14 protein-coding genes are annotated in these 15,330 nt (G+C 62.0%); 9 read left to right on the forward strand and 5 right to left on the reverse strand.

Annotated features, from left to right (window positions below):
- Positions 1 to 26: 26 nt before the first annotated feature.
- Positions 27 to 788, reverse strand: a complete 762-nt coding sequence (gene pmrG / locus QRN48_RS05305) for a lipopolysaccharide core heptose(II)-phosphate phosphatase PmrG (RefSeq protein ID WP_285349266.1) — start codon at positions 786 to 788, stop codon at positions 27 to 29.
- A 268-nt stretch (positions 789 to 1,056) separates the two neighbouring features.
- Between pmrG and QRN48_RS05310 the strand changes: the two genes are divergently transcribed.
- The 3 genes from QRN48_RS05310 (at position 1,057) to QRN48_RS05320 (ending at position 6,361) form a co-directional block, all read left to right on the forward strand.
- A complete protein-coding gene (locus QRN48_RS05310; protein WP_285349267.1) occupies positions 1,057 to 1,836 on the forward strand; it encodes a phosphatase PAP2 family protein in 780 nt (259 codons plus the stop codon).
- A gap of 248 nt (positions 1,837 to 2,084) precedes the next feature.
- Positions 2,085 to 4,787, forward strand: a complete 2,703-nt coding sequence (locus QRN48_RS05315) for a GAF domain-containing hybrid sensor histidine kinase/response regulator (protein WP_285349269.1) — start codon at positions 2,085 to 2,087, stop codon at positions 4,785 to 4,787.
- Positions 4,788 to 4,939: 152 nt separating this feature from the next.
- The gene (locus QRN48_RS05320) at positions 4,940 to 6,361 is read left to right on the forward strand and encodes a sugar porter family MFS transporter (RefSeq protein ID WP_037009653.1); all 1,422 of its coding nucleotides are present in this window, start codon (positions 4,940 to 4,942) and stop codon (positions 6,359 to 6,361) included.
- Positions 6,362 to 6,386: 25 nt separating this feature from the next.
- Here QRN48_RS05320 and QRN48_RS05325 read toward each other — a convergent pair whose 3' ends face one another.
- Positions 6,387 to 7,082: a tRNA (adenine(22)-N(1))-methyltransferase gene (locus tag QRN48_RS05325; RefSeq protein WP_285349272.1), complete on the reverse strand. Its 696-nt coding sequence runs from the start codon at positions 7,080 to 7,082 to the stop codon at positions 6,387 to 6,389.
- A 104-nt stretch (positions 7,083 to 7,186) separates the two neighbouring features.
- A complete protein-coding gene (locus tag QRN48_RS05330; RefSeq protein ID WP_285349273.1) occupies positions 7,187 to 7,603 on the reverse strand; it encodes a RidA family protein in 417 nt (138 codons plus the stop codon).
- Positions 7,604 to 7,733: 130 nt separating this feature from the next.
- On the opposite strand from QRN48_RS05330, the gene QRN48_RS05335 reads away from it, so the two are divergent.
- The 6 genes from QRN48_RS05335 to QRN48_RS05360 all read left to right on the forward strand — a co-directional run bounded on the left by QRN48_RS05335 (position 7,734) and on the right by QRN48_RS05360 (position 12,277).
- Positions 7,734 to 8,660 carry a LysR family transcriptional regulator gene (locus tag QRN48_RS05335; RefSeq protein WP_037009649.1) on the forward strand — a complete coding sequence of 309 codons (927 nt, stop codon included), beginning with the start codon at positions 7,734 to 7,736 and terminating at the stop codon, positions 8,658 to 8,660.
- Positions 8,661 to 8,676: 16 nt separating this feature from the next.
- A complete protein-coding gene (locus tag QRN48_RS05340) occupies positions 8,677 to 9,162 on the forward strand; it encodes a GNAT family N-acetyltransferase (protein WP_285349275.1) in 486 nt (161 codons plus the stop codon).
- A 67-nt stretch (positions 9,163 to 9,229) separates the two neighbouring features.
- Positions 9,230 to 9,811, forward strand: coding sequence for a TetR/AcrR family transcriptional regulator (locus QRN48_RS05345; protein ID WP_285349277.1), 582 nt, complete (start codon positions 9,230 to 9,232; stop codon positions 9,809 to 9,811).
- 58 nt (positions 9,812 to 9,869) lie between these two features.
- The gene (locus tag QRN48_RS05350; protein ID WP_285349279.1) at positions 9,870 to 10,973 is read left to right on the forward strand and encodes an alkene reductase; all 1,104 of its coding nucleotides are present in this window, start codon (positions 9,870 to 9,872) and stop codon (positions 10,971 to 10,973) included.
- A gap of 112 nt (positions 10,974 to 11,085) precedes the next feature.
- Positions 11,086 to 11,829 carry an SDR family oxidoreductase gene (locus QRN48_RS05355; RefSeq protein WP_285349281.1) on the forward strand — a complete coding sequence of 248 codons (744 nt, stop codon included), beginning with the start codon at positions 11,086 to 11,088 and terminating at the stop codon, positions 11,827 to 11,829.
- A 61-nt stretch (positions 11,830 to 11,890) separates the two neighbouring features.
- Positions 11,891 to 12,277: a nuclear transport factor 2 family protein gene (locus QRN48_RS05360; RefSeq protein ID WP_285349283.1), complete on the forward strand. Its 387-nt coding sequence runs from the start codon at positions 11,891 to 11,893 to the stop codon at positions 12,275 to 12,277.
- Positions 12,278 to 13,155: 878 nt separating this feature from the next.
- Here the strand turns inward: QRN48_RS05360 and QRN48_RS05365 are convergent.
- Positions 13,156 to 13,536 (reverse strand): VOC family protein, encoded by a 381-nt coding sequence (locus QRN48_RS05365; RefSeq protein ID WP_285349285.1) that lies wholly within the window; start codon positions 13,534 to 13,536, stop codon positions 13,156 to 13,158.
- Between the two features lie 350 nt (positions 13,537 to 13,886).
- Positions 13,887 to 15,224, reverse strand: coding sequence for an MFS transporter (locus QRN48_RS05370; protein ID WP_037009636.1), 1,338 nt, complete (start codon positions 15,222 to 15,224; stop codon positions 13,887 to 13,889).
- Between the last annotated feature and the right edge of the window lie 106 nt (positions 15,225 to 15,330).

Raw genomic sequence — 15,330 nt, forward strand, 5'->3', positions numbered from 1 at the left:
TTGTCTGACGTTTATTTATCGCGCATTCATTTACTGCCCTTCACCACGAGTTGATTCCAGCCTTCGGGATTCAACAGCCCTCTTATCACTGGCCGGCCTTGCCGGTTCATTGAAATGAATACCGCGCTGTCGTAGTCGCTCATATCAGCGTGGTAATAACCCTGTTGTTTCTCGATCTGGCTGATACAACCGCTGTGGGTCACCAGCACCAGATTGCGCTGGCTCACTTTGTGGGCCATCACTTGATCCAGGCTCATGTTTTCGCAGTCAAAGAGCCAGTCTTGCGCCGCCACCGGATGGCCAACCAGAAACTCGGCCGTCTGCAGGGTCCGCGTCGACGGGCTGGCAACGACGTCGGTCTGCGTCAACCCAAGCCCCTCAAGCGACCGGCCGACCTCTGCCGAGACCTGCTGCCCGTGGCGGGTGATGCCGTCGTGCGGCCCGACGCAGTCGTTGTTTGATCGGTCACAGCGCTCGCCGTGGCGCACCAGCATGACCACCTCGCCCTTCTTCCAGCTGTCGTAAAGACTGGCGATGCGCGAGTGGCTGTCGATTGCCAGATCGACGGGCGACCGGGGCCAATAGGTGTAACCGGTCAATATCAGCAACGACACGGCGATCGCTACAACGGTCATCAGTAGCCTGGATGTTTTGCCCGGTCGTGACAACTTGCCGGCCTTGTCAACCGGCGGAACAAACAAGGGTTTGCGCATCATTGAGTTCAGGCCATTATATGAATCGACAACGGCGTCCATGTCGAGATTGATGGCCATCTTAAAAAGAGACACATCGTTATTTGGTTATGGCCTTGTGAAAAAAACAGTGGGCGTTGCAACCGTCGAGCAGTGGAATAAAACATGACGAAGAGTTAAATCAGGTTTGTTGACCGGGCCGGATAACTTTCCCCCGTCAATAAGAGCAATCCAGCGTCGCATCCTGCGCCCAATGAACCTTTCACATCGCCGTCACCCGACATTGACCTGAACAACGATAGGTTCGGCGCGCCGTCGGTTCGAACCGGTCGAGGCAATGACGCAAACTTTTCGGGATACAACCGTGCGCAGCGAACGATCAAGATTTTATGCCTGGAACCTGGGTCTGCCGATCGCCATTGCGCTGGCGATCTTCGTGGTCTTCGACCTGACGTCGCTGGACGAAGTCATCAGCAACTGGCTGTACTACCCCGATCATGCCTTCCCCTATGGGCACAATCGTCTGTTTGAAAACCTCACCCACCGCTGGCCCCGGATCATCCCGGATCTCACCGGGGAAGCGGTCATCATTGGCGCCCTCCTCTCGTTCATCTGGCCACTGTTAAAACCGGATCGCCCCGGCCGATTGCTGAATTTGCTTGAGAAATTGCACATCGCACCACTGCTGCGTTTTACGGCGCGCCATCGCCGCGACCTTCTGTACGTGGTGGTGGCCTTCGCTGTGGTCACCGGCATGATCCATTTCTTCAAAAGCCACACCAGCATTTACTGCCCGGTGGAGACGACGCTGTATGGCGGGGCTATGGCGAAAAAGGAATGGTTCGAGAATTTCACGCTGCTGCATGAGGCAGGCCCGGGCCGTTGCTGGCCGGGCGGCCATGCTTCGGGCGGCTTCACCATGGTCGCGTTGTATTTTGTGGCGCGTCGTTACCGTTGGCGGCATGCCAGGGCCGTCCTTTACGGCTCGATGCTCCTAGGCATGATCTACGGCACCACGCGTGTGCTGCAGGGCTGGCATTTCATGTCGCACACCTTCTGGGCCGGCGTGATCGTGTGGCTCGGTGCGCTGCTGACAGCCCTGGCCTTTTATGGCTGGCGCCAGTTGGCAACGCCGTACCGCTGAACGGCATCGAAGCGCGCTCGATAAACCCCACACCGCTCCCGTTTGCTGGCAAACTGCCTCCCCGTGACCAGCATGATAGCTTGAGGCCATAATTTCCTGGCGTTCAAGCCATCCGCCGCCTGGCGAATAACGGCCCGTGGCAGTCCCAGCACTGGCGGGCGGGCATCTGCCGTTCGTCCAGGCGCTGAACTCTCTTGCGCCAATCCCGGTCCATCACCTTCCCGAATGCCCGTTTCGAGATGTCACCCATGAAGTCGGATAACGTACATATGCCTCCTCAAACCCCGGATTTTCTCCGCGGCGGCGGTGAAATGGGGCAATTGATCCGAGACTTCGACTGGGCGGCCACCTCATTGGGCGAGCCCGCGCAATGGCCGCAGTCATTGCGCTCGGCCATCAGCATTTGCCTGCACTCAAGCTTTCCCACGGCCATCTACTGGGGAGCGGATTTCTGCCTGTTATACAACGATGCCTGGGCGCCGATTCCGGCGGATCGGCACCCGGCCGTGCTGGGCCGGCCGGCGCGCGAAGTCTGGGCCAGCATTTGGGACATCGTGGGGCCGCAAATGGAGGCCTCCGTCAGTAAGGGCGAAGGCTTCTCGGCGTTTGATCAACTGCTGATGATGGAGCGCGGCGGCCAACTGCAGGAAACCTGGTGGAACTACAGCTTCACGCCTATCCGTGGGGAGAACGGCCTGATCGCCGGCATCCTCAATCAGGGCCACGAGGTCACCGAGCGGGTGCTGGCCGAGCGGCGCAAGGCCGAAGAACTGGTGCGCCAGCGCAAAATGTTCGAGCAGGCACCGGGTTTCATCACCATTCTCAACGGCCCCGAGCATCGCTTTGAATTCGTCAATCAGTCCTACACCCGTCTGTTCGGCGAGCGCGATTACGTTGGCAAGACCATTTATGAGGCGTTCCCGGAGCTGGGCGGCCAGGGCTTTTATGAGTGGCTCGATTCGGTGTACCACACGGGCGAGCGCCTGGTGCACCAACGCACACCGATCCAGTTGAGCCATCCCGATGCCCCGTCCGAAGTCCGTTACCTGGATTTCATCTATGAGCCCCTGCTTGACCCCGCAGGCCAGGTCACCGGGATCTTCTGTGAAGGCTACGACGTCACCGACGCGCACCTGTCCCGCGCAGCCCTTGAAGCCAGCGAAGCGGCGCTGCGCGAAGAAACGCGCACGCTGGAGACACTGAACCGGGTCAACGCCGAGCTGGCCGTCGATCTCGACCTTAAACGCCTGGTGCAGACCGTGACCGACGCCGGCCGTGAGATGACCGGCGCTGCATTCGGTGCGTATTTCCATAACATCGCCGACGACAACTTCGACCTGTTCACCCTGTCAGGCGCTCAGGCGCAGGACTTTGCCCACTTGCCCGGGCCACGGGCGACGCCGGTGTTCGCACCGACCTTTCTCAACGAAGGGGTCATGCGCTCCGACGATATCCTGCAGGACCCGCGCTACGGCCTGACCTCACCCCACTTCGGCCTGCCCGCCGGTCACTTGCCCGTGCGCAGTTACCTGGCGGTGTCGGTGGTGTCGCGCTCGGGAGAAGTGCTGGGCGGTTTGTTTTACGGCCATCCCGAGCCGGGGCGCTTCTCCTCCCGGCATGAAAACCTGATGTCGGCGCTGGCAGCACAAGCAGCCATTGCCTTCGACAACGCCACCCTGTTCCAACAAGTCCAGAGCGCCAACGAGACCCTTGAGCAGCGCGTGCTGGCGCGCACTCAGGAGTTGTCAGAAGCCCATTCAGCCCTGCGTCAGGCGCAGAAAATGGAAGCGGTCGGACAACTCACCGGCGGCATCGCTCACGACTTCAACAACCTGCTCGCCGGCATCCTCGGCAGCCTGGAAATGATCGAGCGGCGCATCGCCAACGGCCGGGTGGACGCTCTGGATCGCTACGTCAATGCGGCCCACGATTCGGCCACCCGCGCAGCGTTGCTCACCCAGAGGCTGCTGGCGTTCTCGCGACGTCAGACGCTGGACCCCAAACCGACCGACATCAACCGGCTGGTGGCGGGCATGGGCCAGTTGATCTCCTCCACCATCGGCCCGTCCATCAGCACGCAGACCCTCGCCAGCGGCGACCTGTGGTTTAGCAAGATCGACGCACCGCAGCTGGAAAGCGCGCTGGTTAACCTGACCCTCAACGCGCGCGATGCCATGCCGGGCGGCGGTGAACTGACCGTGCGCACGCGCAACGTCGCCAGCGCGGACGCAGCCAGAATAGAGGCGCAACTGGCCGAGGGTGACTACATCGAAATCAGCGTGACCGACACGGGCACCGGCATCGCCCCGGAAATTCTGGACCGGATTTTCGATCCGTTCTTCACCACCAAACCCATCGGTCAGGGCACCGGCCTTGGCCTGTCGATGATCCACGGGTTCGTGCACCAGTCCGGCGGCACCGTCAGGGCGCGTTCCACCCCGGGAGCCGGCACCACCATCGCGCTGTACTTGCCGCGTTATTGCGGCGAAGCGGAGCCGGTGTCGAACCGATGCGCCTTGCAGGAACAGGGCTGCGGTGAAAGCGTGCTGGTGATCGACGACGAACCCCACGTGCGCATGTTGATGTGTGATGCCCTGCGCGAGCGTGGTTACCGGGTCGGCGAAGCGCAAGACGGCGCGTCCGGGCTACAAGTGCTGCGCGCCATGGAAGAAGTCGATCTGCTGGTGACCGACGTCGGCCTGCCCGGTGGCATGGATGGCCGGCAAGTGGCTGACGCGGCGCGGGCAATGCGCCCTGCCTTGCGGGTGCTGTTCGTCACCGGCTATGCGGAAAACGCTGCGGTCGACGGCGACCAGCTGGAGACCGGCATGGCCGTGCTGCTCAAACCGTTTGGCATCAACAATTTCACGCACAAGGTGGCCGAGATTCTGGGCCCTGGTTCGGCCGTCAGCCACGCTCAAACCGAGGCTACAACGGTCGCGAACGACTGAAACCATTCAGCCCCAGGTGCGCTGGGGTTAACCCTCCCAGTAAGATCGTTGAGTTTTTTCGCCACGGCACGGAACTCACAGGGCCGACATGCCCCTAACCACGACGTCAGCGAGCAGGCACAACGCCGGTTCCACGAGAGGTTTAGGTTTTCATGTCTTCCAGTTCCCCATCCGCCGCCATAGGCCAACCAGGCGAACAGCGCGCTTCGGCGCGGCGCCTGATTTTCATCTCGGTCCTTGTCGCCACCATGGGCGCACTCGCTTTCGGTTACGACACGGGCATCATCGCGGGTGCCCTGCCCTTCATGACCTTGCCGCTCGACCAGGGCGGTCTGGGCCTGAACCCCGTCAGCGAAGGGCTGATCACCGCATCGCTGATCGTCGGCGCAGCCTTTGGCTCGCTGGGCAGCGGTTACCTGTCCGACCGTTATGGCCGGCGCGTGACCCTGCGCATGCTGTCGATACTGTTCATCGTCGGCGCACTCGGCACGGCGACGGCGCCTTCGGTGCCGTTCATGGTCGCGGCGCGTTTTCTGCTGGGTATCGCCGTCGGGGGCGGTTCTGCCACGGTGCCGGTGTTCATCGCCGAGATCGCCGGGCCTTCGCGACGCGCAAGGCTGGTCAGCCGCAACGAACTGATGATCGTCAGCGGCCAGCTGCTGGCCTACGTGCTAAGCGCCGTGCTGGCAGCGCTGCTGCACACGCCCGGCATCTGGCGTTACATGCTGGCCATCGCCATGGTGCCGGGCATTCTGCTGCTGATCGGCACCTTCTTCGTGCCGCCGTCGCCGCGCTGGCTGGCGTCCAAGGGCCGCTTTGACGAAGCGCAAGACGTGCTGGAACAGCTGCGCGACACCAAGGACGCCGCCCAGCGCGAAGTCGAGGAGATGAAAGCCCAGGAGAAGCAGGCCCACAAGCGCGTGCCCGCCCGCGAACTGCTGCGTCAGCCGTGGATCCTGAAACTGCTGCTGATAGGCGTGGGGCTGGGGTTTACCGCGCAGTTCACCGGCGTCAACGCATTCATGTACTACACGCCGATCATCCTCAAGAACACCGGCATGGGCACCAACGCCGCGCTGACCGCGACCATCGGCAACGGCATCGTATCGGTCATCGCCACGCTGCTGGGCATCTGGGCCATCGGCCGCTACGGGCGTCGGCACCTGCTGATGACCGGCCTGGTGATCGTGGTCCTGATGCAGGCGGCCCTCGGTTGCGTCCTGCAGTTCATGCCGCAGAACCTGACCCAAAGCTACACCGCGCTGGCGTGCATTCTGGTGTTCCTGCTGTTCATGCAGATGTGCATTTCACCGGTGTACTGGCTGCTGATGTCGGAGCTGTTCCCGATGCAGGTCCGCGGCTTGCTGACCGGCACGGCGGTGTCGATGCAGTGGCTGTTCAACGCCACCGTCGCGTTCCTGTTCCCGATTGCCGTGGACACGATCGGCAACCCGACCTTCTTCGTCTTCGCGGCCATCAACATCGGCTCGCTGATCTTCGTCTTCACCTGCCTGCCGGAGACCAAGGGCAAGTCCCTTGAGCAGATCGAAAAACACATGAAGAAGGAGCTCTGAACAAATCGGTCCAGGCTCCTGGTATTCAGCCCAGCAGCTCGGTGATCCAGCGAATCTGTAGCGAAAGGTCGCTTATCGTTTGCTCGGGCACAGCACCTCGTGCCCGGGCAAGCCCTTCCAGCGTGCGGCGTTTACGGGCCAGCGCACGCTGCCACTTGTCGATGAACGCCGGACTGCGCGTCTGCAACTGCAGCGGCCCGAAATACAGCTCTTCGGGGCTGTAAGCCACCGGTCCGCTGCGCTCGGCCACGATGATTTCGTAATCGAAGCGGTTTTCCCGCAGCAGTTCCTCATGGAGGATGCGAAAGCCATTTTCCATCAACCACTGACGCAGCTCAGGCTCGCCGCCGTTGGGCTGCAGGATCAAACGCTCGCGCCCGCTCAGGCGTGACGACCCGCTGTCGAGAATGTCGCGGATCGTCTCGCCGCCCATGCCGCACAGGCTCACCGCCGATATCTCATCCGACGCGTCGATGGCGTCGAGCCCATCGGCCAGGCGCACCGCAATCTGTTGCTCGAAGCCACTCTCGCGCACCGTCCGCCCGGCTGCAGCGAAGGGCGTCAGGGCGATTTCCCCGGCCACCGCCGCCTCAATCAGCCCTCGGCGCAGCAAAGCCACCGGCAAGTAGGCATGGTCCGAGCCGATGTCGGCCAGCCGTGCGCGGACTGGTACCTGCGCCGCCACGCGCTCCAGGCGCCTGGACAAAGTGTGTTCGTTCAACTGCAGCCCTCTTCACCTGGCCGCCTGGCGCCAACGGCCAAAACGGGGCGCAGAGTCTGTCGGGCCGGGGCGAAGATTTCAACCGCCACCGGCCTGCTGCCACACTAGGCCGCGTGAACCACTGAGGCTTTATCCGGCAGTTGCGCGATCACCTTGATCTCGAAATCAAAGCCGTACAGCCACGTCACTCCCACCGCTGTGATCGTCGGGTGCGGCGCCTCGCCCCAGAACTCCGGCACCACCTCCCAGGCGGTTTCAAATATCGATTCGGGATCGACCATGAACACCGTCACGTCGATCACATCGTCAAACGTGCAGCCCGCCGCCGCCAGAATGGCGTTGAGATTGGTAAACGCCAGTCGCACCTGCGCCCGCAGATCAGGTTCCGGCGAGCCGTCTTCACGGCTGCCGACCTGTCCCGAAACAAACAGCAGGCCTTGGGATTTGATCGCCGGCGAGTAGCGGTTGCGCTCGTACAGCGCGTGGCGGCCAGGCGGAAAAACAACGTCGCGAACAGTCATGTGAAACCTCCTTCAGCGGAGCGGGATGCTCCGTCGTTTCGATGAGGCCACTGTAGAGCGGCGGATTCGCTAGATAAACGCGCGAGGCTGATCAAGACTGTTTGCAATCCCCAAACAATCAGGTGGCGTGATGGACCGTTTCGACGCGATGCAGGCCTTCGTCCGGGTCGTGGAAACCGGCAGCTTCACCAAAGCCGCCGGCACGCTGCACATGAGCAAAACCACCGTCACGCAGTTGGTGCAGCAGCTCGAAGCGCGGTTGCGGGTCAAGCTGCTCAACCGCACCACGCGCAAGGTCAACGTCACCGCCGACGGCGCCGTGTTTTACGAACGTGCGGTGCGGGTGCTGGCTGACCTCGACGACGCCGAAACCGGCCTCTCCAGCGCCGCCGCCGCACCCCGAGGCCGCCTGCGGGTCGACGTGCCCAGCCCCTTCGCGCGGATGGTGCTGATCCCGGCGCTGCCGGATTTCCAGGCGCGCTACCCGGACATCCAGATCGACCTCGGCGTGAGCGACCGCATGATCGACCTCATCGGCGAAAACGTCGATTGCGTGGTGCGCGGCGGTGAGCTGACCGATCAATCGTTGATGGCGCGGCACATCACCGACCTGCGCCTGGGCGTGTATGCCGCGCCCGCCTACCTGGCGCGAACCGGGGTGCCCAGTCATCCCGGTGAGCTCGAAGACATCCGGCACTCCATCGTCGGTTACCGCTGGGCGCGTACTGGGCAGTTGTTTCCCATGACCCTGCAGCGTGAGGGCGAAAGCCTGCAGATCCAAAGCCGCTACCGGCTGGCCGTGGACGACGGCAACGCCTACCTCGCGGCGGGCCTTGCCGGCATGGGTGCGCTCTGGCTGCCGCAGTACATGGCCGAGCCTTCCGTACGCAGTGGCGAACTGCTGCCGCTGTTCGAAGACTGGCAGCTGGAGCCGATGCCGATGTACATCGCCTTCCCGCCCAACCGGCACATCAGCATCAAGCTGCGGGTGTTCATCGACTGGGTTGTGGAGTTGATGGCCGACGGGTACAACAGCCGATCACCCGCAACCGCCTGACAAGGACGACAACGCCATGGACAACACCCTCCGCTACCGCGAAGCCACACCCGAAGACATCGCGGCGATCTGCGAACTGGGGCAACTGCTCAACGCCATTCACCACGCTGAGCGTCCCGATATCTACGCCGCCGAGACGACCGATTACAGCCGCGATGCGTCGCACTGGCAGGGCTTTTTGAGCAACCCGCAACAGGTGATCTACCTGGCGTTGATCGACGGACAGCCAGCGGGTTTTGTGAGCGCCGGGATGTTCACCGCCAGCGGGCCGCTGCTGCAACCGATGACCTTCGTGCGGGTAGGCTCGGTGTGCGTGGCGGAGCGATTTTGGGGCAAGGGCCTTGGGCGTGGGTTGATGGAGCAGGTGCGGGTGTGGGCGGAGGGGCGTGACGCGAAAGATATTCGGCTCTCGGTGTGGGCGTTCAATGGCCGGGCGCGGCGGATGTACGAGGAGTTGGGGTATGAGGTGCGGGCGCTTGAGATGGGATTAGGGCTGAGGTAGGCCTTTCATCGGGGCGCTGAACTGGCTGTAGACGACCGGTCAGTTTTGCCCTATGGTGTTGCGCATTATGAAGAAACCCAACCTGGAAATGCGCCAACATATCATCGACGTTGCCAAGTCGCTGATGATCCACAAAGGCTACACCGCCGTGGGTCTGGCTGAAGTCGTGAGCGCGGCGGGCGTGCCCAAGGGCTCGTTTTACTATTACTTCAAATCGAAGGAAGAGTTCGGCGCCGCGTTGCTCGACGAGTACTTCTGCGAATACCTCGGCCGCGTCGAAACGGTAATGACACGATCAGGCAGCGGCGCTGAAAAGCTGCTCGCCTATTTCGATTACTGGATCGAGACCCAGGGTGCTGATCATCCGGAAGGCAAGTGCCTTGTGGTCAAGCTGGGCCCGGAGGTCTGCGACCTGTCCGAAGACATGCGCAGGGTGCTGGAGGCCGGCACCGCGAAGATCATCAAACGCATCACCGCCTGCGTCGACACGGGCGTGGAAGACGGCAGCCTGCACATCGAGGAAAGCAGCGAGGCCTTCGCTGAAACCCTGTATCAACTATGGCTGGGCGCTTCCCTTCTGGTGAAGGTCAACAAGTCCACCACGTCCTTCGACACGGCCATGAGCCTGACCCGACGCCTGCTGCGGTAGCAGGCGCTTTTTTTTGGAAGATTGGTAGACGACCGGTCAAATATGCGAGTAATTATCAATGAATGACATCAACAACAGCACCGATTTGTTTTCTCCTGTGCAGATAGGCGCCATCAGAATGGCCAACCGAATCGTCATGGCGCCCGTCACCCGCAGCCGCTACGAAGAAGACGGCGTGCCCGGTGAACTGCATGCCACCTACTACGCCCAGCGCGCCACCGCCGGGTTGATTGTCGCCGAGGCCACCAATATCTCGGCCCAGGGGCGCGGCTATGCGGCCACCCCCGGGATCTGGAGCGAAGCGCAGGTCGCCGGCTGGCGCACCGTCACCGACGCTGTACACGCGGCCGGCGGCAAAATCGTTTGTCAGCTCTGGCATGTGGGCCGGTTCTCCAGCGTTGAGCTGCAGCCCAACGGAGAAGCTCCGGTCGCGCCGTCCGCCATTCAAGCCGAAGGCAACACCTACACGGCCAACGGCTTCGTCCCGGTGTCGATGCCCCGCGCGCTGGAAACCGACGAGATCCCCGGCATCATCGAGCAGTACAAGCACGCTGCCGAGAACGCCAGGCGAGCAGGTTTTGATGGCGTTGAGGTGCACTCGGCCAATAGCTACCTCCTCGATCAGTTCCTGCGCGATTCAACCAACCAGCGTACCGACCCATACGGCGGCTCGATCGAAAACCGCGCCCGGCTGACGCTGGAGGTCACCCAGGCGATCGTCGACATCTGGGGCAACGACCGCGTGGGTATTCGCCTGTCGCCGGTCACGCCAGATGCGGGCAACACGCCGCCGGACAGCAACGTGATGGCGTTGCACGGCTACCTGATTCAGCAACTGAACCGCTTCGACCTGGCGTATTTGCACTTTGTCGAAGGTGCCACCGCGACCTCCCGCGAAGTGCCGGAAGGCGTCGACATGGATGCGCTGAGTGCGCAGTTCAACGGTCCGTTCATTGGCAACAATAACTACGACCTGGACATGGCCATCGAGCGCCGCGTCCAGGGCAAGATCGACGCCGTCGCGTTCGGTCGCCTGTTCATCTCCAACCCGGACCTGGTCGCACGTCTGCGCCATGGCGCCGAGCTCACCATCGCCCCGCGCGAAAGCTATTACGGCGGCGGCGCCAAGGGCTACACCGACTGGCCGCTGGGCACTTACTAACCCGCTGGCGAACCGCACCGCCTTCAGACGCTGCAGTAACCAACGGCGTAACGGCAAGGCTTTCCCGGGAAAGCCGACGCTGCCCGCACGCCCTGAATTTAGGAACATGAAGATGAATTATCTGGACAAGAAAACCGCCATCGTCACCGGCGCGTCGTCAGGGATCGGCGCTGCAACGGCCAGAGCGTTGGCCGCTCAAGGGGCCAACGTCGTAGCGGCTGCACTGGATGAGAACGGCCTCGCAGCCCTCGTCAGTGAACTCCGCGCGGCGGGCTTAGAGGCGTCCAGCTTTGTCACCGACGTCACCGACGCTGAACAGACCCGCGCTCTGGCGCAGTTCGCCAAGAACACCTACGGCTCGGTCGACATCCTCGTCAACAACGCCGGGTTGATGCTGTTCTCCAACTGGGTCGATCTTGTGACCCGGGACTGGAATGCCATGATCGACGTCAACATCAAGGGCTACCTGAACGCCATCGCTGCCGCCCTGCCCTTCATGCTGGAACAGAAGTCCGGGCAAATCCTCAACATGGATTCGGTGGCCGGCCACCAGGTCGGCCCCGGCGCCGGCGTCTACAGCGCGACCAAGTTCTTCGTGCAGGCCATCACCGAATCGATGCGCAAGGAACTGGGCGTGTACCACGGGATTCGCGTCAACACCGTCAGCCCCGGTGTGATCAACACCGGCTGGGCGGACAAAGTCACCGACCCGGCCGGCCGCAAAGCAGCACAAGCGCTCAACGAAATCGCGATTGCACCGGAAGACATCAGCCGCGCCGTGATCTACGCGCTGAATCAGCCGGCCAACGTCACCGTCAACGACCTGATCATTTCACCCACCCGACAGGACTGGTGATTGCGCGGCTGTTGGCCATTGAAGCTATCGCCTCTCTAATTCAAACCCTGGAGTCATAAACATGAGCAAGAACATCAAAGCCGTTGCCACCCACGACTACAACGCCGTCATCGAAACGGCCAGCCGCTACGTAGAGGGCCTGCGCGAAGGCAGCGTCGAGACCATCAAACAGGCCTTTCATGAAGAGGCGGTGATGTACGGTTTCACCAACGGGCAGCTTCTGGGCGGGCCGATTGGCAACCTGTACAGCTTCGTCGAGAGCAACGGCAAGGCGCCGGACATAACGACGCATCTGGATGTCCTGGCGATTACCCCAACCACGGCGGTGGTACGGGTGGACATGGAGAAGGACGCCATTGGCGCGGATTACAACGACTACCTGACGTTGATCAAGATCAATGGGGACTGGAAGGTGATTGCGAAGGTTTATCACCAGTTTGAGGGGTAGGCCCCGGCGCCGAGTAGGGACGCATACCCGGGGTTTCGACCTTGGGCATCCGCGCCTGGTTGTAGCGGCCGGTGTGGTGCGGTTGAGTCCACGTCGCACATTTTGTAGCAGCCGGCTTGCTGGCGAACGCATTTTCGCCAGTCACTATCTTCATATTTGACAGACCGCGTTCGCCAGCAAGCCGGCTCCTACAGAGAATGCGGTAGCCCGGACGCCCTGTGCATGGCGCCTGACGCATTGTGGGACCGGCTTCAGCCGGGAAAGCGTCAGATGTCACGCCGCAGAATTGATGCCGTGCGCGCATTCGTAATGTCACGCCACTGCATCGATGTCGCGCACACACTTCGTGATGTCACGCCGCCGAACTGATGCGCTACCCAAATTTCGCAATGTCACGTCGCCGAATTGATGTCGTTCGCAAAATTTGTAGGAGCCGGCTTGCTGGCGAATGCATTGTGCCAGTCACCATTCCCTTATTTGACGGACCGCGTTCGCCAGCAAGCCGGCTCCTACAGAGGGTGCCGTGGCCCGGTTTGTCATGTGCCCGGCGCCTTGTGAGACCGGCTTCAGCCGGGAAAGCGTCAGATGTCACGCCGCAGGGCTGATGCCGTGCCCGCATTCCGTAATCTCACGCCGCCGAGTTGATGCCGTTCACAAAATTCGTAGGAGCCGGTTTGCTAGCGAATGCATTGTGCCAGTCACCATCTCCCTATTTGACGGACCGCGTTCGCCAGCAAGCCGGCTCCTACAGAGAATGCGGTAGCCCGAACGCCGTGTGCATGGCGCCTAAGGCATTGTGGGACCGGCTTCAGCCGGGAAGGCGTCAGATGTCACGATGCCAAATTGATGTCGTTCGCAAAATTCAGCCCGTCAGTCCGTCAGCCCATCAGCTCGGAAATCTCGATCAGGTTCAAATCCGGATCGCGCACGTAAACCGAACGGATCGGCCCGGTCGCGCCCGTGCGGTCGACCGGGCCCTCGATGATTGGCCACTGTTCTTGCTGCAGATGCGCGATGACTGCGTCCAGGCCTTGGCTGGCGATGAAGCACAGGTCCAGCGCGCCCGGCACTGGCAGGTGCGCCTTGGGCTCAAACTCATGACCGCGCTGGTGAACGTTGATTTTCTGATGGCCGAAGCGGAACGCCAGACGGCCGCTGCCGAAGGTTTCCAGACGCATGCCCATCACCCGCACGTAAAAGTCCTTACAGGCTTCGACGTCGATGGTGGTCAGGACCAGATGGTCGAGGTGATCAATCATTGCGTGCGCTCCATGGAATCGTCAGCCGGGCGCGGCCATCATCGGCTGCCTGCCGGCGCGTTCCGGACGGGTTGAGGAGTGAGTCCCGATCATCCCCGAAAAACAGCACCCTGCACATCCAGGCAAGCGTTTTGTCGGGGATGGCGCCGACGCGTACAACAGCGCCGGCATCGGTCGGCATCGCTCGGCATCGTCGGCATCGTCGGCAGCGGCAGCCATCGCCATTGGCATTGGCTTTGGCTTTGGCTTTGGCTTTGGCTTTTGGCAATTGGCATTGGCAGCCGTTGGCATTGCCACCGGCATTAACACCGACCGGGCACGGCACCGATGTCAGCGCCCGCCTGCTGCGTTCAGCCCTCGTTCTTGTCCAGCGTCCGCAATTTCTGCGGCAGTGCCCACATCAACAGCGCCGCAGCGATCAGGCTGCTCACCCCGATCACGTACAGCGCCGGGGTCGTGCTGCCGGTGAGGTCTTTGATAGCGCCGACCATCACGGGGCTGACGATGCCGCCAAACTGTCCCAGTGTGTTGATCAGCGCAATGCCACCGGCAGCGCCGGCACCTGCGCCGGCGAGGAGCTTGGGCGGCAGCGTCCAGAACGCGGGGATCGACGCGACGATGCCGCCGCCCAGCATCGCCAGGGAGACGATGAGCAAGCTGGTGTGCTGAGCGAAGATGCCGGCGCTGAAGAAGCCGATGGCCCCCAGCACCACCAGCCCGCAGACAAATTTGCGGCGCTCGCCGCTGGCGTCCGACAAGCGTCCCACGACGATCATGCTGATGGCCCCGAAGATATAGGGAATCGCCGTGAGCAGGCCGATGACCACCGGGCTCTCGACGCCCGCGCTGCGGATCAGCTGCGGAGCCCAGAAATTCAAGCCATAGGACGCCACCTGGATGAGGAAGTAGATGAGCCCGAGCATGAGGAAGCCGGGCATTTTCAGCGCCGTCAGCAGCGAGCCGCCGTGCTTGTTCGGTTCATGCTGGGCAATGCGGCTGGACAGGTGGGCTTTCTCGGCATCGGTGAGCCAATGCGCATCCGCAACCCGATCCTTGAGCAGCTTGAGCACGGCGAAACCCAGCGCGATGCATGGCAGGCCGCCGAGGAGAAACAGCCAGTGCCAGCCGCGCATGTGCATCACGCCATCCATGTGCCCGAGCACCAGGCCTGAGATCGGTGCCCCGAGCAACCCGGCAAACGCCGAGGCCAGGAACAGAATTGACGTGATGCGGCCCCGATAGGTCTGCGGAAACCACAGCGTCAGGTAATAGAGCACGCCCGGCGCGAAACCGGCTTCCATGGCACCGATGATGAAACGCAGCACGTAGAACTGCCATTCGGCGTTGACGAACACCATGAGCGCGGTCGCGATGCCCCAGGAGATCATGATCCGGGCGATCCAGCGCCGTGCCCCGACCCGGTAGAGCATGATGTTGCTCGGCACTTCAAACAGCACATAGCCGATGACGAACAGGCTGGCGCCCAGGCCATACGCCGTGTCGCTCAGGCTCAAGTCGGTCTGCAGCTGAAACTTGGCGAAACTGATGTTGATGCGATCGAAGAACGCAAACAGGTAGCAGACCATGATCAACGGCATGAGGCGCCACGCGACCTTGCGGATCAGTGCTTTTTCGGCGTTTACAACCTCGGCGAGGCTGCTGTCCGGGGTCAGAACAGAAACGGTCATTGCGGTTACTCCAGAGGGACTTCCCGTAGGCGTCCTATTGTTTTTGTTGTCTGGCCGAGCACGCAGGCGGCGTGCTCGCGAGTGCGTGAATCCTTGATGTGGCTAA

Source organism: Pseudomonas sp. ME-P-057 (assembly GCF_030208975.1).
GTDB lineage: Bacteria > Pseudomonadota > Gammaproteobacteria > Pseudomonadales > Pseudomonadaceae > Aquipseudomonas > Aquipseudomonas lutea.